This is a genomic window from Catellatospora sp. KI3 (assembly GCF_029948125.1).
Taxonomy (GTDB): domain Bacteria; phylum Actinomycetota; class Actinomycetes; order Mycobacteriales; family Micromonosporaceae; genus Catellatospora.
This window is the reverse complement of record NZ_JASAMB010000011.1, coordinates 234,430-253,966: the sequence shown is the minus strand read 5'-3', so window position 1 is coordinate 253,966 and position 19,537 is coordinate 234,430. Positions and strand designations below refer to the sequence as shown.

Genomic DNA, 19,537 nt, shown 5'->3' with positions numbered 1-19,537 from the left:
GCGGGAAAACGCGGAACGCATGAACTGTCCTCCAGGGCAGGGGTGCGGACGTTTCTTGTGCAGATGTGCTGGTCACGTTTGGTTGATCTTCTGGAGAGCGCTCCCTGTGAGAGCGCTCTACCGGTGTGGTCTATGACACTCGTCGCCACTCTCCCGGATGTCAAGTCGCCGTTGCTGTCTCGTTACAAATGGCACACGCCGCCGACAGCGGACTTGGTGCGCTGGCCGGAGCCCTGAAACCGGATCCACTGGAAGCGCTTCAGCCGCTTCGGGCCTGACAGATGACCTTGGAGAACCGTTCTCGGCACGAGCCCGGTGACCCTCAGTACTGGCCAGAATCGTGCCCTGGACGCTATCGCCGCAGCATGTGCAGGTTAAGTCCAGATTTCGTCTCGGTTACCGACAGTCGCGTAGAGCGATCAATTTATACCCACCATTGACAGATTCGCCGCCGAGGACGATCCTTCCTCAGAGAGCGCTCCCTCAGTTCATTTGTCCGACTTGATGTTCTTTTCAGGCAGCGAGTCGGAGCATGCGGCGACATGTCGCCTAGATGTGGCGCTGCCGCGCCGGCGGCAGCGCCACCTGGCGACAGCCGGAGCCACCGCTCCCCAAGCACCGGCTCCGGTCGGCGCCGCATGTCTGAACTGGCAGCCGCCGTGGTCATCAGCCCGTGGCCACGGCGGCAACACCGGATCCCGCGGGGGCGTGGTCCCCGCGGTTCTCGAGCCATCCGTCAGGAGATGCAATGACATCCGTCCCGACCGCGGCCCCGCCGCGATCGATCGCCGCCAGGCGCCGCTGGGCCCTGGCCCTCGGCATCGTCGGGGCCGTCCTCGCCTCGTACGTCGCGGTGCAGGCGACCTCGGCAAACGCCGCCGACCCGCTCATCTCGCAGGGCAAGACCGCCACCGCCTCGACGACCGAGAACATCGCCTTCCCGGCGAGCAACGTCGTCGACGGCGACAACGTGACCCGCTGGTCCAGCGCGTTCGCCGACCCGCAGTGGATCCAGATCGACCTGGGCGCCACCGCCACCATCAGCCAGGTCATCCTGCGCTGGGAGCCGGCCTACGCGACCGCGTACCAGATCCAGGTGTCGAGCTCGGCCACCGGGCCGTGGACCAACGTCTACAGCACCACCACCAGCACCGGCGGCAACCAGACGCTGACCGTGTCCGGCTCCGGCCGGTACGTCCGGATGAACGGCACCGCCCGCGCCACCGCCTACGGCTACTCGCTGTACGAGTTCCAGGTCTTCGGCGTCATCGGCGGCGGCTCCGGCTGCGGCACCTCGAACGCCGCCCTGGGCAGGCCGTCCTCGGCCTCGTCGGTGGAGGGCGCGTTCGCCGCGGCCAACGCCTTCGACGGCAGCACCGGCACCCGCTGGTCCAGCACCTTCGCCGACCCGCAGTGGATCCAGGTCGACCTGGGCGCCACCACCTCGGTCTGCAAGGTCACCCTGAACTGGGAGGGCGCGTACGCCAGCGCGTACCAGATCCAGGTGTCGAACTCGGCCACCGGGCCGTGGACCAACGTCTACAGCACCACCACCGGCACCGGTGGCGTGCAGAACCTCACCGTCAGCGGCTCGGGCCGGTACGTGCGGCTGAACGGCACCGCGCGGGGCACCCAGTGGGGCTACTCGCTGTGGGAGTTCCAGGTGTTCACCGGCGGCACGCCGACCTCGCCGTCGCCGCAGCCGTCCCCGTCGACCTCGCCGAGCCCGAACCCGGGCGGTGACGTGCTGCTGTCGTACAACAAGCCGGGCTTCGCCTCGACCTCGCAGGACGACGGCGCCTGCTACCAGTGCACCCCGGCCCGCGCGTTCGACCTCGACCCGGCCTCGCGCTGGGCCACCAGCGCCACCACCGGCTGGGTCGACCCGGGCTGGATCTACGTCGACCTGGGCGCCACCGCCCAGATCCACAAGGTCGTGCTGCAGTGGGACCCGGCCTTCGCGGTCGCCTACCAGCTGCAGACCTCCAGCGACGCCGCCAACTGGACGACCATCTACAGCACCACCACCAACACCGGGTTCAAGCAGACCCTGACCGTCAACGGCACCGGCCGCTATGTGCGCATGTACGGCACGCAGCGCTCCAACGGCTACGGCTACTCGCTCTACGAGTTCCAGGTGTACGGCACCGGCGGCGCGCCCAACACGCCCCCGGCCCAGCCGCCGAACCCGACGTTCCCGGCCACGCACCTGATCTTCGCCGACGAGTTCAACGGCCCGGCCGGCACGAAGCCGGACGCCAGCAAGTGGACCATCGACACCGGCACCGGCCAGAACGCCGAGCAGCAGTACTACACGAACAACAACAACGCGAACATGAACGGCGCCGGCTCGCTGGTGATCGAGGCGCGCCGGGAGGCCGTCGGCGGCATGCAGTACAGCAGCCACCGCATGAACACCGGCGGCAAGTTCACGTTCCAGTACGGCCGGGTCGAGGCCCGGGTGAAGGTGCCCAAGGGCAACGGCTTCTGGCCCGCGTTCTGGATGATGGGCGCCGACTTCCTCACCGGGCGGCCCTGGCCGTACAACGGCGAGATCGACATCATGGAGATCCTGGGCAAGGACACCACCCGCAGCTACACCACCCTGCACGCGCCCATGTACAACGGCGGGGGCGGCTACGGCTTCGAGAAGATCTGGGGCATCGACCTGTCCGCGGACTACCACGTGTACGCCGCGCAGTGGGACAGCAACGGCATCCGGTTCTTCGTCGACAGCACCGAGGTGTTCTACGCCAGCAAGGCGACGGTGGAGTCGACCCGCGGCCCGTGGGTCTTCGACCACCCGTTCTACCTGATCGTCAACCTCGCCGTGGGCGGGGACTGGCCGGGCAACCCCGACGCGAGCACCCCGTTCCCGTCGCAGATGCTCATCGACTACGTCCGCGTCTACAACTAGGCACCCGGAGGTGAGCCGCCCTGGTGCGCCGTTGAGCGGACGGCACACCAGGGCACACCGCTCATGTCCGGCCGGCAGGTGGGCCCCGCTGCCCCGCGGGACCCACCTGCCCCCTGCGAGAGCTCGTCCCCAACCTCGCAGGGGCGTACCCGAAACCGCCTGTCATTCGGTTTCCGGCCGCCGGCACGGCTCGTCCCCGAGGCAGCTGCCTCAACACGGCCGTGCTCGAAACCTACCGCGCGGGCGCCCGCCCGCGCGGCCACCGGTCGGCTGATCACGCACCACCGAGACGGCACCGTCCGGGGCGGCACCCCTCTCCCGCCCCGGACGGTGCATCACCGCTACGCCGACCCGCGACGGACCAGCCGAGGATGGAAGATCACCGAACGCGCCCGCGACTCCGGCTGGCTGATCCGCGCCAGCAGCAGCCGGGCCATCTCCGCCGCCATCTCCTCCAGCGGCTGGTGCACCGTGGTGAGCTGCGGTCGGCACTGCAGCGCCGCGACGCTGTCGTCGAAGCCGACCACCGCCACGTCCTCGGGCACGCGCCGCCCCAGGTCGCGCAGCGCCTGCAGCGCCCCCTCGGCCATCAGGTCGTTGGCCACGAACAGGCCGTCGATGTCGGGGTGCGCGGCCAGCAGCTCCCGGGTGGCGTTCTCGCCGCTGCCCCGGGTGAAGTCGCCGACCGCCGACGGAACGTACGGGTAGCCGTGCACGGCCAGCGCGTTGCGGAAGCCGTTGAGCCGGTCCTGCGCCGAGGGCATGTCCAGCGGGCCGGAGACGGTGCCCAGCCGGTGGCGGCCGATGCCGAGCAGGTGCTCGGCGGCGAGCTTCGCCCCGACCTGCTGCTCGACGTCGACGTAGCTCATCGGGAGCGGCTGACCGGGGCGGGCCGACAGCACCGCGGGGATGTTCAGGTCGCACAGGTGCCGGGGCAGCGGGTCGGCGTTGTGGCTGGAGATCAGCAGCACCCCGTCGACGTGCCCCTGGCGCAGGTAGCGCACCACGTGGGCCTGCGCGGTCCACTCCGCGGGCATGATCACCAGGTGGATGCCCTCCGGGCGCAGCACCTCCAGCGCCCCGGCGGTGATCCGGCCGAGGAACGGGTCGGTGAAGATCCGGTTCAGGAACGGGTCGGCCGTGTTCCGGTCGTCCGCTTCGGACACGACCAGGGCGACCGAGTCGGTGCGCCGGGTCACCAGCGACCGCGCCGCGAGGTTGGGCACGTATCCCGTGGCCTCGATGGCCTGCTGCACGATCTGCCGCAGCTCGGGATCCACGGTGGCCACGCCGTTGATGACGCGGGAGACCGTGGAGCGGGAGACGCCCGCCCGTTCGGCGACCTGCTCCAGCGTCGGGGAGCGCGGGTCGGCCCGTTTGCTTGTCATGCCGTCATTTATACCAGTCTTTTCGGTGAGCGCTCTCCCATGGTCGTTTGGAAAATCCAAGCAGCTCAACAATGTTGTGGCCGGAAACAAACACCCCTCAGCAAAAACGGTTAACCTTGATCCAATCCGGATCTGCCGTGGCGATCGGCCAGGGATTGTTCCCAGATAGGCGATAAGCCGGGAAACGCCGCTATGGCAGGGGTTTCGCAACCGTCGCGCGGCACGGCCCGGCCACACCACCGCCACGAAGCGCCATTGGCGGTATCGCAGCAGCAGCGCGGTCTCGGGCGACGAGGAAGAGGCCGTCCAGGCTGTCGACGACATGACGCCGCGGTGCCGCCAGGACGGGCTGCAGTTTCGGGGAAAGTGCGGGAATCTTGGCCCGGATTCGTGCAGTTTCCCCGAAACTGCACGCTGCCGCGGCGCGCGCCCGCCCGTCAGGGGGCGGAGAGGTGGGTGAGGAGGCGGGTGAGGATCGTCCAGGACTCGGCGTCGTCGGCGTTGCCGGAGTGCGGGCGCAGGAAGCGGGCCGTGTCGACCGCCAGGTCCGACAGGTCCCAGCGGACGCGGTACAGCTCCAGCACCGCCGGATCCGGCGCCACGCCGGTGGCCTGCTCGTACGCGGCCAGCAGCGAGCCGTCGCCCGGGTCGAGGCTCCACAGGTCGCGCTCGGGCGGGGCGCACCGCGCGGTGTCCCAGTCGATCAGCACCCAGCCCTCGGCGGTGTGCATCGTGTTGCCGGGGTGCGGCTCGCCGTGGGTGAGCACCAGCCGCCCGGCCTGCGCCCGCGCCGCCGCCACCAGCGCGTCGTAGCGTCCGAGCAGCGCCCGGACGGTCGGGGCGTGCGCGCCGACCAGGTCGACCGCCGCCCGGGTGTACGGCCCGACGTCCGGCACCGGCCCGCCGACCAGGGCCGCCTCCAGCACGTCGCGGTGCGGCACCGCGAGGTCGTCCACCGGCGCCAGGCGCCGCACCGGCTCGGGTGCGGCGTGCACCCGTGCCACGAGGTCGAGCACGGCCCTGCGGTGGCCGGGTGACTCCCACTCGCCCCACCGGAAGCTGCGCCCGTCGACGAACCCGTACAGCGCGAGGGCGAAGGCCTCGCCCGCGGCGGCCAGCGGCGCCCCGGACCGGGTCGGCACCGGCGCGATCGCGAACCCGGCACCGCCCGCACGCAGCGCGCAGACCGCCGCCAGGGCGCCGGAGAGCCGGCCGAAGGCGGCACCGGTCGGCTCGTCGGCGGTCAGCCGCTGCTGGGCCAGCACGTCGAGGGTGGCGAACCAGCGGGTGCCGTCGTGCTCGCGTACCTCCCAGTGGTGGCTGCCCCAGCCGACCGGCCGGTAGTCGGCGCTGGCGGCGGTCAGACCCCATTCGCGGGCGAGCACGTCCCGCAGCAGGTCGTCGGGCAGGTCGTCCGGAGGTGTCAGCACATCGACACCGTATGCGCGGTCAGGGCGGACGCAACCGCGTTTCGGGCGGAAGGTGGCACGGACAGTCGGCGGCGGAATCCATACACTGTGGACAGCGTTCGGTCGATGGAGGTCAGGGATGCGCGCAATCACGGCCGTCGCCGCGCTGGTCGCGGTCGTCGCACTGCCCAGCCCCGCCGCCGCGGCCACGTCGGCGGTCACCTGCCAGTACATCGTCAACTCGTATCCGTACGGGTTCACCGCGTCGATCGACATCCTCAACAGCGGGCCGCGGCTCGACGGCTGGTCGCTGCGCTGGAGCGTGCCCGAGGGCACCGAGCTGGGCAGCGTCTGGGGTGCGCGGATGACCCAGCCGACCCCGTCGGAGATGACCGCGACCAACGTGGTGTGGAACAGCAGCATCGCCACCGGCAGCCGGGTCGTGTTCGGCTGGACGGCACGCGCGGCGACGTCCATCGTCCCGACCGACATCACGCTCAACGGCGCGCCCTGCTGACAACCGATTACGCCATCATCAGCGCGTGGCTGGCCGAGCCCTACGCGGGCTGAGCGAGGCGGTCGCGGATGCGGTCGGCTTCGGGCAGGCCCAGGTCGGTGTAGACGGCCAGGGCGCGGGTCCAGTGGTCGCGGGCGGCGGCGGGGTCACCGCAGGCGTCCAGGGCGCAGGCCAGGCCGTCGAGCGCGCGGGCGTGCTCGCCGCGGTCGCCGGTGCGGGCGGTGAGCGCGAACGCGGCCCGGTGCCGTTCGAGCGCTTCGGCGGGGCGGTCGAGGTCGAGCAGGGTCTCGCCGAGGGCGTTCAGGGTCTCGGTCTCCAGGCCCCGGTCGCCGGTGCGGCGGGCCAGGTCGAGGGCCTGCTCCAGCTGCTCGTGGGCGCGGGCCGGACGGCCGAGGACACGGTACGCCGCCCCGAGGGTCGCCCGCGCGCTGCCCGTGCCGGCGGGGTCGCCCGCGTCACGGCAGTGCACCAGCGCCCGTCGCAGCGGCGCCAGCGCGTCCTTCGCTCGGCCCAGGTGCAGCAGCGTCGCCCCGAGGTTGCCCAGCGCGTACCCTTCCAGCCGCTTGTCGCCGACCTGCGCGAACAGCCCCGCCGCGCGGCGGTGGTGGGCCAGCGCGCGGGCCGGTCGGCCCAGGCGGCGGTACAGCGAACCTCGGTTGAGCAGCTGCGACGCCTCGCCGTGCCGGTCACCGATCGTGCGGTATACGGCCAACGCCTGCCGCAGGCAGTCCAGGGCCGGGCCGTAGTCGCCGAGCCGTTCGTGCACCATGGCCAGGCGCGCCAGCGCCCGCCCCTGCCCGGCGGCGTCGGCGGCCGCGCGGAAGCCGTCGGCGGCGGCCTGGAAGTGGGTACGGGCGTCGGCATAGGAGCCCAGCCACCACTGCACGTTGGCGAGGTTGGCCAGCACGGCCGGGTTCGCCGCCGTCCGGACCGCGGCGGTGTGCACGGCCAGGGCGTCCTGGTGGTGGCCGCCGACCTCGAAGTACCGCCAGAGCAGCGTGGACAGCGCGGCGGTGACGTGGGACCGGTCGGCGCGGGCCGCGTGCAGGGCCAGCGAGACCAGGTCCGGCCGCTGCCGGTCCAGCCACCGCTGCGCCTGGCGCGCGTCGGCCAGCGGCGGGACCTGCCCCGGCCCGCCGCCGCCCAGGTTCACGCCCTGGCCGGTGTCGTGTGGGAACAGCACGTCCCGAGCGGCGGCGACGGACTCGACCGTGTACGCGTGCAGTCGGTCGACGGCGTGCGCGCGGGCCGCCGGTCCGTGTCCTGCGGTCAGGTCGGCCGCGTAGGCGCGCAGCAGGTCATGCATCCGGTAGCGGCCCGGTCCGACCGCCTCGACCAGGTGCGCGCGGGCCAGGCGCCGCAGCAGGCCGCCTGCGGCCTCGACGTCGGTCGACGCCAGCGCCGCCAGGGTGTACCGGTCGAACTGCGTGCCCGGGTACAGCCCGAGCAGCGTGAACGCCTGCGCCACCGGTTCGGGCAGCTGCCGCAGCGACCACGAGAACACCGCCCGCACCTCGGTACGCGGATCGCCGGTGGCGTCCAGCAGGTCGGGTACGCCCACTCCGGAGGGCAGCTCGGCGACCAGGCCGGCGAGGCTGCGGCCGGGGTGGGCGGCGGCGGCCTCGGCGGCGACGCGCAGCGCCAACGGCAGGCGGCCGCAGCGGCGGGCCAGTTCGGCGATCGCGCCCGGCTCGGCGGCCGCCCGTGCGCCGAGCAGGGTGCCGAGGAGATGGGCGGATTCGGCGCGGGTGAGGACGTCGAGGTCCACGCGGCGGGCGCCGTCGCGGGCGACCAGGCCCGCCAGGCCGTCCCGGCTGGTCACCACGACCATCGCGGGCGCGCTGCCGGGCAGGAGCGGGCGGACCTGCTCGGCCTCGTACGCGTTGTCGAGCAGGATCAGGATCCGGCGGCCGGTGAGCAGGGTCCGGTAGAGGGCGGCTCGGCCCGGCAGGTCGGCCGGGATGCCCGGGGCGTCCACGCCGAGGCCGCGCAGTAGCGTGGCCAGGGCGTCCGTCGGGGATACCGGGCGGTCGGGGTCGTAGCCGCGCAGGTCGAGGTAGAGCTGGCCGTCGGGGAAGCTGTCGCGGGTGGCGTGTGCCCAGTGGACGGCCAGGGCGGTCTTGCCGATCCCGGCCGTGCCGCAGATCGCCGAGACCGTCGCCCCGTGGTTGTCGAGGGCTGACAGCTGCGCTGTGCGGCCGGTGAAGCCGGGCACGTCGGCGGGCAGCTGTCGGGGCACTGGCGGGCTCTGGTCGGCGAGCGGCGCGGAGGCCGCCGGGCGGGGGGACTGGCGGCGCTGCTCTTCGACGCGGTCCCGGGCCGTGGCCAGGGCGCCCTGCTCCGCGGGGGTGGCGCCGAGCAGGCGGACGAGGTCGTCGAAGCGGTCGGTGGGCGGCAGCACGCGGCCGGACAGGTACTCGCCGATGATGCCGCGCGACCAGCCGGTGGCGGCGGCCAGCTCGCGATAGGACAGCGGTGGAACACCGTGCAGACGGGCGTGTCGGCGACGGAGTTCACGCAGCACACTGCCCAACGCGGCCACAGTGTTCACCTGGTCGTAGGCGGTTGTCCGGTGTGGTCCGCCGGAGAACCGCCTATCGCTCGCGCGCGCAACCCCTGCATCGACTGCCATAGTTCGGCCAGCATGGAGGGCGAGGGCACCGCTTGTCCATCCGGAAACGCGGCCACCCGAACCGGACTTCCACCTGCGACGACGGTGGCCGTGCCAGCCGTCAGCGGACACCCCGCTCACGGCGCAGGACGGCCGCCCGCCCGTCGATCACCCGCGCCGTTCGATCTGCGCCCGGGCGCGGACGAACTCCGACTTCGCCTCGCTCGCCTCGTAGGCCCACAGCACGACCACGCCGACGCTGCCGCTGTCGGCCCATACGCACATCCAGGCGGTCCTCAGGACGTCGTGGTTGCCGCACACGGCCTTGCCGCCGAGGCTGCCGGTCGAGACCGAGGAAGGGGCCCTGAACTCGCCCTCGGTCGCGTTGTTCCACAGCCACTCCACCTCCTGGGCCGGTGACTTGAGCTTCGACGAGGTGCCCGCCTGGAAGGCGATGCTCGGCGCGGAGAGGTCCTCCTGCTTGCCATAGCTCGCGGACACCCATTTCGCCTGGGGGTACCGCTGGCGCATGCCGGGCAGGTCCTCCGGTCGCTCCGGCGACTTCGGCAGGCCGCCCAGCGTCGACGGCACCCGCAGGGTGATCTTCAACGCCGCCTTGGTGGGCGACGGCTGCACGGACGGTGACGGCTTCGCAGACGGGGACGCCGAAGCCGTCGGCGCGGCTGACGGCGACTCGGACGAAGACGCGGACGGCTCCGCCGGTGCCAGCGGCGTGCCCCACGCCGTGGGCGTGGTGTCCGAGGAGGTCTCGTCGCCCGACAGCGCGTATGCCGCGCCGCCGCCGCCAGCGAGCACCCCGACCAGGGCCAGCACCGGCCACAGCAGTCGCCGCGGCTTCGGGGACGGAGTCACGGGCTGTTCACCGGGCGCGGCCGGGTACTCGTTCATGCCTTCTCTTTTCACAGCGGCTCGGGGGTGTGCGGCCGCCCGCCCGGATGCGGCTTGAAGCCGCATTCTCGAGAAGGTGAGGCCGCGTAGAGGCTACGAGAGATGGCGGCATTACGTCGACTAGGCTAATTCGGATATGAGCGGCGATGTCATGATCACGATGGCCGGAACCTGAAGGCGTCGAGCCTGCTAGTGCCCGTCATCCGCGGCATACTCGGCGAAGATCTCATCCAGGGCGTGCCGTGCGTTCGCGGCGTCTTCGTCAGTGTCGCCCAGGCTGTTGGCGCAGTTGCTGAGGGTCTTCCAGAGCGCCCAGCCGCGTCCGCGCGCCCACGTCGGCCCGTCCACGGACAGCCGCTGCCGGAACACGCGCCGCCCCTCGGCGGTCAGCAGCGTCCACGCCACCGCCAGGTCGCAGGCCGGATCGCCGACGCCGCACGTCCCGAAGTCGATGACGGCGGCCAGCTCCCCGTCGGCGAGCAGCAGATTGCCCTGGGCGACGTCGCCGTGGAACCAGGTCCGCACCCCGTCCCATGGGGCGTCCAGCGAGTTCTTCCATATCTCGCGGGCCAGGTCCGTGTCGACGTGGCCGTCCAGTTTCGTCAGCGCGCGCCGGGCCAGCCCGTCGAAGGTACGCAGCGTGCCGCCCCGGAACCAGTTGTGCGTGCCGGGAGGCGGGCCGTCGGCGGGATCGACCCGGCGCAGCGCCGCCAGGAATCCGGCCAGGTCGGCGGCGAACCGGACCGGGTCGCCGACACGGGCCCGGCTCGCGGGCTCGCCGTCGAGCCAGGCATAGACCGACCACGGGTACGGGTAGCCCGCACCAGGCGCGCCCTTGGCCAGCGGCACGGGGACGGGCAGCGGCAGGCGGGAGGCCAGCTCCGGCAGCCACCGGTGCTCCTTCGCCACCGCCTGGGCGTACTCGGCGGCAGTGGGCAGCCGCACGGACATCTCCGAGCCGAGATGGAAGGTCAGGTTGTCCCAACCGCCGTTTGCCACCGGCCGTACCGGCAGGTCAGACCACTGGGGGAACTGGGCGGCGACGAGCCGGCCCACCAGCTCCGCCCCGACGGTGATGCGCTGCGGCGCCGGGCCGAGCCGCGGCGTGTCACTCATCGGGAGGTCCTTGTCCGGGTCTTCGAGATCCGGGTCTTCGAGCGCTGGGATCGCAGTGCGTCGGTGAAGCCAGCCGCAGTCAGGTCAACCGCCGCGAGCACCGGTCGCCGGAGGCGGGCGGACAGCGACCGGCGCCGGTGGTCGTTCAGGTCGTTGACGAACACGACGGTTCTTGGCCGAGAACAGGCCGACCAGGACGACTCGCGGATGGTGGTCACCGCCCCAGGTTCGCAGGTCCCCAACACCACGGAACAGCGAATTTCAGCCGAGGTACGGCACGTCCCGCCGCTCAGCATGATGCCGGAGCCGAAGCCGTACGGTGCGATCGCCCGTAGGCAGTCGAGTGTGCCGTGCCGAGGAAGCCGACGTCGGCCGATGTCGGCTGACCACCGACGGCAACCGCCATCCTTGCCTTGAAGATGAGCACGACTGCGGGGTCACCCGGACAGACATCTCAACCTGACCCTTTGTCACTCACTCATGGAAAGAGTTTCCAAGGCTCCCAATGTACGTAGGACGACAGTAGTGCCTCCACATGCGACTGTGATGCAGATGCTCTGGATGCGGTAAGGCCGCATCCCAACCAACCGGAGAAGCATGAGCGAGAATGGTGCTCCACGTCAGACAGGTGTCATCGAGACCTCTTTTCGAGCGATCATGCACGCGGGTTTCGACAAGGTCTTGGACGTGTTCATCGACTGGTTGGCGGGCCAGCGCGGCGAGCGTTTCACCCCTCGCACCGCGTTCAAGGGCCTGCTCCGGACGGCAGCGGTGTTCGCGCTTGCACTGTTTCTCCGCTACCTGCTTCAGAGATACATCGAGCCACCCGTGCGTGCACGGGTGGAGAGGGCGCTCAATCCGGGCAAGCGACCAGACATGGATCTCCCCAGCGTCCTCGCGATGGTATTGCTGGCCGTGTTCCTGTGTGCCCTGGTCGCCAGCGACCTCGCACTGATCGCGGAAGGCGAAGCCAAGTTCCACTATCTTTCGTTCATCATCAAAATCGTCGTAGCAGCCTGGTCCATCTACGCGATCTACCAGGCGCGCAGTGCAGTCCGGCCGACAGTCATCATTTATGTGCTGACGATAACGCCCACGACCCTGGCCCCTATCCTTATTGAGCATCAGGGCAAGTGGAATGACCTCCCGTACTCCGAGGTCGTCGCGATCTCTGCGCTGGTAGCCTCCGCAACGGTCGTCATGATGTTCTTCTGGCGGTCCCGAGGGCTGCAGCTGCGTCTCAATAAGCGCCAGCTCAAGTCCACTGCCGAATCATGGTTCCTGGCCGCACGGCAGTCCACGATGGGCTACGGAACCGCCGTAGCCATCCCGTTCAGCACGAGCCTCAACGCCCTGTACGGGGATAGTGGAAGTCGAGGGTGGATCTTCCTCATCATGATGCTGTGGGCAGCGTTCACAGCGGTTATCCGCATGCTCACATGGGCTGCCACGATGGCGGCCGACAAACGAGGCATCCAGGTCGATCAGCGCACACCGAGCAGCCCCCCGAAACCGGAGTTCGCCCGTCGGCTGGTCCGCGCCGTCATCATCACCGCCATCGTCGGACAGCTGACATTCGGACTCGCGGTGTTCAGGCTTCAAGGCTTGCTGACCGATGGGATCCCGATACTGGTCGCGTGCGGGCTCGGGGTGTGGACGCTGATGCGATTCAAGTTTTATGCCCGGAAGCCGGATCATGCGGGGTCGAACCAGGTCGAGCGATCTCACCCGACCGGGGACGAAGTCTTGGCCGGAGACCACCGCCAGTGACGGAGTAATCAGTCCAGTGCGGCTTCACGCGTGGCGAGCACCGCCAGCTCCACCCGCGAGCTGATCTCCAGTTTGGCCAGGATGCTGGAGACGTGCGACTGCACCGTACGCCGGGACAGGAACATCTGCGCCGCGACCTCCGGATTCGACATCCCCTCGGCCACCATAAGGGCCACCCTGCGCTCGGTCTCGGTCAGCGCCGCCCAGCCGTGCCTCGGCCGCCCCCGCCGCCCCTTCACCCCGCGTCGCACGCCCGCCTCCCGCAGCCGCGCCCCCGCCCGCCCCGCGTCCCACTCCGCGTCGAGCCGCTCGTAGATCGCCAGCGCCCGGTCCACCTGCTGCCGGGCCGGTCCGGCCTGCCCCGCCCGCGCGAGCAGCACTCCCGCGTTCTCGTACGCGTACCCCTCCCACAGCCGCCACCCGGCCTGCGCGTACGACTCCGCCGCCGCGAGCATCGACGCGACGTCGTCCTCGGTCAGCGCCCGGCACAGCCGCACGGTCGCCCCCAGGCTCGGGCACGGCTCCTCCCCCGCGACCTCGTCCAGCTCCGCCACCAGCCGCGCCAGCCGCTCCCGCTCCCCGCAGGCGGCGGCCATTCGGGCCAGGTCCGGGCAGATCCGGTACACCACCCGCCTCGGAAAGATCCCGTCCGCCTGCTCCCACACCGGCAGCAGCAGCCGCAGCGCCTCGGCCGCCCCGGCCGACGCCTCCCGGGTCAGCGCGTACGCCCAGCGCGCGTAGCTCTGATCACCGCCTGTGTACACCGATTCGGCCTGCTCGGACAGGGTCGCGCCCACCTCGGCCCAGCGGCCCCGGTGCACGCGGATGACGTCGGCGAGCCCGCGCAGCCGCCCTGCTTCGCCCAGCGGGTCGGCGGTCTCCAGGCCGGTCTGGATCTCCAGCAGGGCGTCGTCCCAGCGGCCGTCGAAGAACCGCACGGCGGCGCGCAGCCGGTGGGTGAACGCGAGGTACGCCCCGCCGGTGCGCCGGTTGCGCTCGGCGGCCACGGCCAGCGCCTCGTCGGCCTCGGCGAGCCGGTCGAGGCCGATCAGGCAGTACGCCACCGTCGCGTCCGGGTCGACCTGCAGGTCCGGCAGCACTCCCTGCCCGAGCCGCCGCTGTGCCCGGCAGGCCAGGGCCAGCCCGCCGGGCACGTCGCCGCCGATGGTCGTGACGGCGGCCATGGCCAGCTCGCCCAGCCCCAGCGTGTGCTCGTCACCGGTGGCCGCGCCGCTGTCCAGGGCACGTCGTGCCTGCTCGGCCGCGTCGTCGAAGCGCACCTGGAACATCCTGGCCACGGCGGCGATCCCGTGCAGCCGTCCCCGTCTCACCTCGCCGACGTCGGGGTCGGCCACGGCCGTCTGGACGACGGCGAGCGCGTCGTCGAGGCGTCCCTGCCGGTAGCAGGCCTGCACGAGGAGCCAGTACAGCGAGGCGCGGTCGGCGGCGGGCGCGGCGGTGAGCGCCTGGCGCGCGTTCGCCTCGGCGGCGTCTAGCTCGCCGTGCCAGAGCAGGGCCCGGACCAGGTGCAGCCGCAGCTCGTCGGCGCGGGCCGGGTCCCCGGTGGACAGGGCGCGGCGCAGCAGCAGCACGGCGCGGCCGCTGGCGCGGGCGATGAGGGTACGGGCGTGCTCGGCCAGCCAGTCGCGCATCGCCGGATCGACCGTCGCGCCCTGGGCGAGCTGTTCGGCGACCCGGGTGACCGAGGCGCCCCGGCGCGCCAGCACCCTCGCCCCGCGCAGGTGCAGCGCGGCCCGTACCGTGGCCGGGACCTGGGCGGCGAGCACCTCGCAGATCAGCGCGTGCCGGAACCGGGTCCGGGGTCCGGTCGTGATCAGCCCGCCGCGCGCGGCGATGCCCAGGGCGGCGGCGATGTCCTCGGCTGGGCGGTCCAGCACTTCGGCGAGTTCGGCCGCGCTGAGCGAGCCGCCGAGCACGGCGGCGGTACGCAGGGCGTCGCGGGTGGATCCGGGCAGGGCGTCCAGGCGGCGCCCGATCACGCCGACCAGTGATCCGGGCAGGTCACCGCTGGCGCGGTCGCCGAGTTCGGCGCAGCCGTCGGCGACGTGGACGGACTGGTCGTCGCGCAGCGCGGTGACCAGTTCGCGGATGTAGAGAGGGTTGCCCGCGGCGCCGTCGAGCAGGCCGCGCAGCCGCGGTCCGGGCGGGGCGCCGAGCAGCGCGGTGACCTGGTCGGCGACGGCGTCGTCGGACAGCGACGCCAGGCGCAGCTGCGCCGCGCCCCGGTCGCGCAGGCAGTACCAGAAGGCGGCCACCTCGCCGCGGCGGTCGGCGGCCCGTTTGGCCAGGATGAGCAGCAGCGGCATGCTCGCCAGGCCCTCGGTGAGCCGGTCGAGGACGTGCAGGCTGGCGGTGTCGGCCCACTGCAGATCGTCGACGATCAGCACGAGGGGCCGGGTGGTGGTCCAGGTGTCGGCCAGGGCCAGCACGGCCTCGCCGATGGCGTACTCGTGGTCGGCGGCGGCGACGCCGTGGACGAACACGTCCTCGCCGCGCAGCAGGCCCGACAGCGGCGCCAGGTCCGGGTCGGTGCTGGCGGGTCCGATGCCGAGGCAGGCGGCGAGGGTGGCGAAGGGGATCTCCTGTTCGAGTTCTTCAGCCGCGCCCTGGTGCACCCGCATGCCCAGGTCGCGGCAGCGGTCGGCGGCCACGTCGAGCAGGGTGGTCTTGCCGATGCCGCTCTCGCCGACGATCAGGACCATGCCGCCCTGCCCGGCCGCGGCCGCGCGGGCGGCCGCGTCTAGTCGGGCCAGCTCCGCGTCCCGACCCGCGAGAACGGGCATGACGACCGTCACGTGCCCAGCCTAGACCGGCCGGGGCGTACGCCGGACTCATCGTTGATTGCTCCGCGGTGTCCGCTCTGGCACGCTGCTGCCAACCGCGGCACGTGGCCGCGCCGAAAGGAGCGAGGATGACCGAGGCACCGGCGCCGCAGGCGGCGACGCAGCTGAGTCTCGCCGCGAAGATCGCCAGAATGGTCGGGCTCGCCGGCCACCTGCTCATCTCCGTCTGGTACGCCGCCAGCGGCCTGCTCGCCCCGGGCTGGGCGGTCGCCGTACTCATGATCGTCTGGGCGGCGCTGTTCATCGCGAGCATCATGTGGTGGCGCACCCGCCCCTGGTGGGTGCTGGCCGTGCCGGTGGTCGCCGCGGCGTTCTGGTTCGCCGTGATCAGCGCCGGGGAGGCGTGGCTGGGCTGGACCGCCTGACCGTGCTGCGACGGCATCGCGACAGTCTGCGGCCGTACCCCCGGATGGTTTGCCAGTCTGAGTGGGAGCCGGCGGAAAGGGGTGCGCGGTGAGCGAGTCGCGGGTGCGCGTGCTCGGCCCGATCGAGGCGTCGGGCACCGGCGGCCCGGCCGCGCTGATCGGGGCCCGGCAGCGGGCGCTGCTGGCGGTGCTCGCGATGAACGCGGGCACCGTCGTGCACCAGCCCCGGCTCATCGACGCGCTGTGGGGCTGGGACCCGCCGCGCACGGCCGTGAAGACCCTGCACAGCCACATCGCCCGGGTACGCCAGGCGCTGGACGCGTGCGGGCTCAACGGCGCCCTGAGCACCCAGCACACCGGCTACCGGCTGGACATCCCGGCGCAGTCGGTCGACGCGCACCTGTTCGAGTCCGCTGTCGCCTCGGCGCGGGCGCGCCTGGACGCCGACGACCCCGACCGGGCCGCGGCCGAGCTGCGCGAGGCCCTGCTGCTGTGGCGCGGCGACGCGCTGGCCGACGGCGAGCCGACCGGCTGGGCCGCCGCCGAGGCCGCCCGCCTCAACGAGGTGCGGCTGTGCGCGATCGAGCAGCTGTGGGACGCCGAGCTGCGGCTGGGCCGCCACCGGCAGGCCGTCGGCGAGCTGGAGCGGCTGCTGGTCGACCATCCGCACCGCGAACGGGTGGTCGAGCTGTACATGCTGGCGCTGCACCGGTGCGGGCGGCCCGCCGACGCGCTGGAGGCGTACCGGCGGCTGCGCGTGCACCTGGCCGACGAGCTCGGCGCCGACCCCGGCCCGGCCCTGCAGCGCCTGCACACCGCCGTCCTGCGCGAGGACCCGGCGCTGGCCGCCCCGGCAGCGCCGGTGCAGGCGGCCGCGCCGCAGGTCCCGGCCGTCGCCGCCGGACCGCGCCCGGCGCAGCTGCCCGCCCTCGCCGGCCACTTCACCGGCCGCGAGGCGCAGCTGTCGGCGTTGGACACGCTGCTGGCGGGGCAGCGGCGGATCGGCCACATCGCCGGACCCGCCGGTATGGGCAAGTCCGCCCTGGCCGTGCAGTGGGCGCACCGGGCCGCCCCGCACTTCCCCGACGGTCAGATCTTCCTCGACCTCGGCGGCCACGACCCCGTCGGCGCCCTCGACCCGGCCGAAGCCCTCGCGCATGTGCTGACCAGCCTCGGCGTCGCCGAGAACCGGCTGCCCGCCGCCCCGGCGGCGCGGGCGGCGCTCTACCGCGGCCTGGTGCACGAGCGGCGGGTGCTGCTCGTGCTGGACGACGCCGCCGACGCCGAGCAGGTCCTGCCGCTGGTCCCGGCCGGTGGCGCGAGCCTGCTGCTGGTGACCAGCCGCCACCAGCCGACCGCCCTGGCCACGCACCACGACGTACGCGCGGTGGACCTCGGCGCGCTCGACCGGCACGAGGCGGTGGCGCTGCTGGCGCGGGTGCTGGGCGAGCAGCGGGTACGGGCCGAGCCGGAGGCCGCCGCCGAGCTCGCGGACCTGTGCGACCGGATGCCGCTGGCGCTGCGCATCGCCGCCGCGAAGCTCGCCGCCCGCCCCGGCCGGGCGCTGGCCGAGCTGAACAACGAGCTCAACGATGAGGACCGCCTCGACGAGCTGGCCGTGCCCGGCGACGCGCGCAGCGTGCGCGCCGTGTTCGCCGGGGCCTACCGGGCCCTGTCGCCCGCCGCGGCCCGCCTGTTCCGGCTGCTCGGGCAGCATCCCGGGCCGGTGTTCGGCGCGGGGGTCGCGCAGGCGGCGCTGGGCGAGCGGCCCGGACCGGCCCGGCGGGCGCTGGCTGAGCTGCTCACCGCGCACCTGGTCACCGAGGAGGCGCCGGGGCGGCACCGGCTGCACGACCTGCTGCGGCTGTACGCCCGCGAGCGCGCCGAGACCGAGGACGGCGCCGCCGAGCGGACCGCGGCGGCGGGCCGGATCGTGGACTGGTACCTGGGCGTCGCCGACGCCGCCAACCGGATCGTCGACCCCGGCCGCGACCGGGTGCGGCCGCAGGTGGCGCGGCCGGCGGAGTTCGCCGACCACCACGCGGCGCTGGCGTTCCTCGACGGCGAGCGGCCCAACCTGCTGCCGGTCGTGTCGTACGCGGCCCGCCACGGCCACGCCACCGCCGCCTGGCAGCTCACCTACCTGCTGACCGGCTTCTACGACTCGCGCGGGCACTGGGGCGACCGGGTGCTGCTGTGCCGCCAGGCGGTGGGGGCCGCGCAGGTGGACGGCGACCCGGCGGCCGAGGGGCTGATGCGCAGCGCGTACGGGGTGGCGCTGATCCAGACGCACCGGCACGACGAGGCGATCGACGCGCTGCAGGGCGCCCTGGCGCTGATGCGCCGCTGCGGCGACCAGCGCGGCGAGGGGCACGTGCACAACAACATCGCGGTGGCCTGCGCGGGGCTGCGCCGCTTCGACGAGGCCGTCGAGGCGTACCAGCAGGCGCTGGCGCTGCACACCGGCATCGACAACCGGCTCGGGATCGCGCTGTCGCTCAACAACATCGGCGACGCCTACGTCCGGATGGGCCGCCCGGAGCTGTCCGACGCGTACCTGACCCGCGCCCTGGCGCTGAGCCGCGAGCTGCCCAACGCCCGCCTGGAGGCGGCCGCGCTGAGCAGCCTGGGGCAGTCGCGCCTGGCCCGGGGCGAGCTCGCCGACGCCCTGTCATACCTGCACCAGGCACTGGCCGTACGCCGCCTGGCGGGTGACCGCCGCTACGAGGCCGACACCCGCACCACCATCGGCACCGCGCACCTGCGCGGCGGCGACCACGACGCGGCACTGGCCGAGTTCGAGCAGGCGCTGGCGCTCAGCCAGGAGCTGGCCGACCAGCACCTGGAGTCGGTGGCGCTGGCCAGCATCGGGCGGGTGCACCTGCACCGGCCCGACCCGGTGGCCGCGGGCGGGTTCCTGCACCTGGCGCTGGCGCTGCGCAGCCGGGCGCCGGACCCGTACGAGACCGCCTGCGTCCTGCGCGACCTGGCCGCGCTGGCCGACCTCGCCGGTGACCGCGACACGGCCGCCGAGCACCGGCAGCACGCGATCGACCTGTACCGCAAGGCCAACGCCCTGGCCGAGGCCGACGCCCTGGCCGGCCTGGACTGAAAAGCGGCGGGCCCGGTAGACCCGGACCCGCCGCCACCCCGCACCCTGTCAGCGCTTCTCGGCGTCGAGGATGGTCACCGTCACGGCGAGCGGCTCGCCGAGCCCGGTCGTCAGCCACACCCGCAGCGTCTCGTCGCGCTCGGCGACCCCGTCGGCGACCAGCCGGAGCGTGATGCTGCGCTCCGTGTCGCCCTCGACCAGCTCCAGCAGGCCCTCCTTGACCGGCTCGTAGTCGTCGGGCGCCTGGGCGCGCAGGTCCTCGGTCCAGAACCGGACCGCGACGCCGCCCTTACCGATCTTGCCCTTGATCACCAGGTCGATCGGGCACTGCTCGGTCTCCCAGCAGATCGCGTCCTTGGACAGCACCCAGCAGTCGCTGCCGCAGGCCAGCCCGGCAGGCGCCGCCTGCGCCGGGGCCGGGACCAGCAGGATCGTCGTCAACACGGTCAGGGCCGCGGCGCCCAGCCGACGTACGATGCGTCTCATGTGTCCACTCCAGAGCTCAAGCACGGTGTGGCCGGGAGGACGGCCACCCCGACGACGCTAGGGCGGCACGGTT

The 19,537-nt window shown here is 72.7% G+C and carries 13 protein-coding genes; 5 read left to right on the top strand and 8 right to left on the bottom strand.

Annotated elements, in window-relative coordinates:
- The first annotated feature begins 748 nt into the window (after positions 1–748).
- A complete protein-coding gene (locus QEZ54_RS19705) occupies positions 749–2,917 on the top strand; it encodes a discoidin domain-containing protein (protein WP_281306128.1) in 2,169 nt (722 codons plus the stop codon).
- A 341-nt stretch (positions 2,918–3,258) separates the two neighbouring features.
- Here the strand turns inward: QEZ54_RS19705 and QEZ54_RS19700 are convergent, their stop codons facing one another.
- Together QEZ54_RS19700 and QEZ54_RS19695 are read right to left on the bottom strand one after the other, a co-directional pair.
- Positions 3,259–4,305, bottom strand: a complete 1,047-nt coding sequence (locus QEZ54_RS19700) for a LacI family DNA-binding transcriptional regulator (RefSeq protein ID WP_281306127.1) — start codon at positions 4,303–4,305, stop codon at positions 3,259–3,261.
- A 437-nt stretch (positions 4,306–4,742) separates the two neighbouring features.
- A complete protein-coding gene (locus QEZ54_RS19695) occupies positions 4,743–5,735 on the bottom strand; it encodes a phosphotransferase (RefSeq protein ID WP_281306126.1) in 993 nt (330 codons plus the stop codon).
- Between the two features lie 118 nt (positions 5,736–5,853).
- Between QEZ54_RS19695 and QEZ54_RS19690 the strand changes: the two genes are divergently transcribed.
- The gene (locus tag QEZ54_RS19690) at positions 5,854–6,231 is read left to right on the top strand and encodes a cellulose binding domain-containing protein (protein WP_281306125.1); all 378 of its coding nucleotides are present in this window, start codon (positions 5,854–5,856) and stop codon (positions 6,229–6,231) included.
- Between the two features lie 40 nt (positions 6,232–6,271).
- Here QEZ54_RS19690 and QEZ54_RS19685 read toward each other — a convergent pair whose 3' ends face one another.
- The 4 genes from QEZ54_RS19685 to QEZ54_RS19670 all read right to left on the bottom strand — a co-directional run bounded on the left by QEZ54_RS19685 (position 6,272) and on the right by QEZ54_RS19670 (position 11,085).
- Positions 6,272–8,773 (bottom strand): tetratricopeptide repeat protein, encoded by a 2,502-nt coding sequence (locus QEZ54_RS19685; protein WP_281306124.1) that lies wholly within the window; start codon positions 8,771–8,773, stop codon positions 6,272–6,274.
- A 237-nt stretch (positions 8,774–9,010) separates the two neighbouring features.
- On the bottom strand, positions 9,011–9,751 hold the full coding sequence (locus QEZ54_RS19680) for a hypothetical protein (RefSeq protein ID WP_281306123.1): 741 nt from the start codon (positions 9,749–9,751) through the stop codon (positions 9,011–9,013).
- A 189-nt stretch (positions 9,752–9,940) separates the two neighbouring features.
- Positions 9,941–10,867, bottom strand: a complete 927-nt coding sequence (locus QEZ54_RS19675) for an aminoglycoside phosphotransferase family protein (protein WP_281306122.1) — start codon at positions 10,865–10,867, stop codon at positions 9,941–9,943.
- A complete protein-coding gene (locus QEZ54_RS19670) occupies positions 10,864–11,085 on the bottom strand; it encodes a hypothetical protein (RefSeq protein WP_281306121.1) in 222 nt (73 codons plus the stop codon). Before QEZ54_RS19670 ends, QEZ54_RS19675 begins: the two co-directional genes overlap by 4 nt.
- A 379-nt stretch (positions 11,086–11,464) precedes the next feature.
- Between QEZ54_RS19670 and QEZ54_RS19665 the strand changes: the two genes are divergently transcribed.
- Positions 11,465–12,637 carry a hypothetical protein gene (locus QEZ54_RS19665; RefSeq protein ID WP_281306120.1) on the top strand — a complete coding sequence of 391 codons (1,173 nt, stop codon included), beginning with the start codon at positions 11,465–11,467 and terminating at the stop codon, positions 12,635–12,637.
- Positions 12,638–12,645: 8 nt separating this feature from the next.
- Here QEZ54_RS19665 and QEZ54_RS19660 read toward each other — a convergent pair whose 3' ends face one another.
- On the bottom strand, positions 12,646–15,453 hold the full coding sequence (locus QEZ54_RS19660; RefSeq protein ID WP_281306119.1) for an AAA family ATPase: 2,808 nt from the start codon (positions 15,451–15,453) through the stop codon (positions 12,646–12,648).
- Positions 15,454–15,569: 116 nt separating this feature from the next.
- Between QEZ54_RS19660 and QEZ54_RS19655 the strand changes: the two genes are divergently transcribed.
- The gene (locus QEZ54_RS19655; protein WP_281306118.1) at positions 15,570–15,866 is read left to right on the top strand and encodes a hypothetical protein; all 297 of its coding nucleotides are present in this window, start codon (positions 15,570–15,572) and stop codon (positions 15,864–15,866) included.
- Between the two features lie 88 nt (positions 15,867–15,954).
- Entirely contained in the window at positions 15,955–18,978 is a 3,024-nt protein-coding gene (locus QEZ54_RS19650; protein WP_281306117.1) for a BTAD domain-containing putative transcriptional regulator, read from the top strand.
- A gap of 48 nt (positions 18,979–19,026) precedes the next feature.
- Here QEZ54_RS19650 and QEZ54_RS19645 read toward each other — a convergent pair whose 3' ends face one another.
- The gene (locus QEZ54_RS19645; RefSeq protein ID WP_281306116.1) at positions 19,027–19,464 is read right to left on the bottom strand and encodes a Calx-beta domain-containing protein; all 438 of its coding nucleotides are present in this window, start codon (positions 19,462–19,464) and stop codon (positions 19,027–19,029) included.
- Between the last annotated feature and the right edge of the window lie 73 nt (positions 19,465–19,537).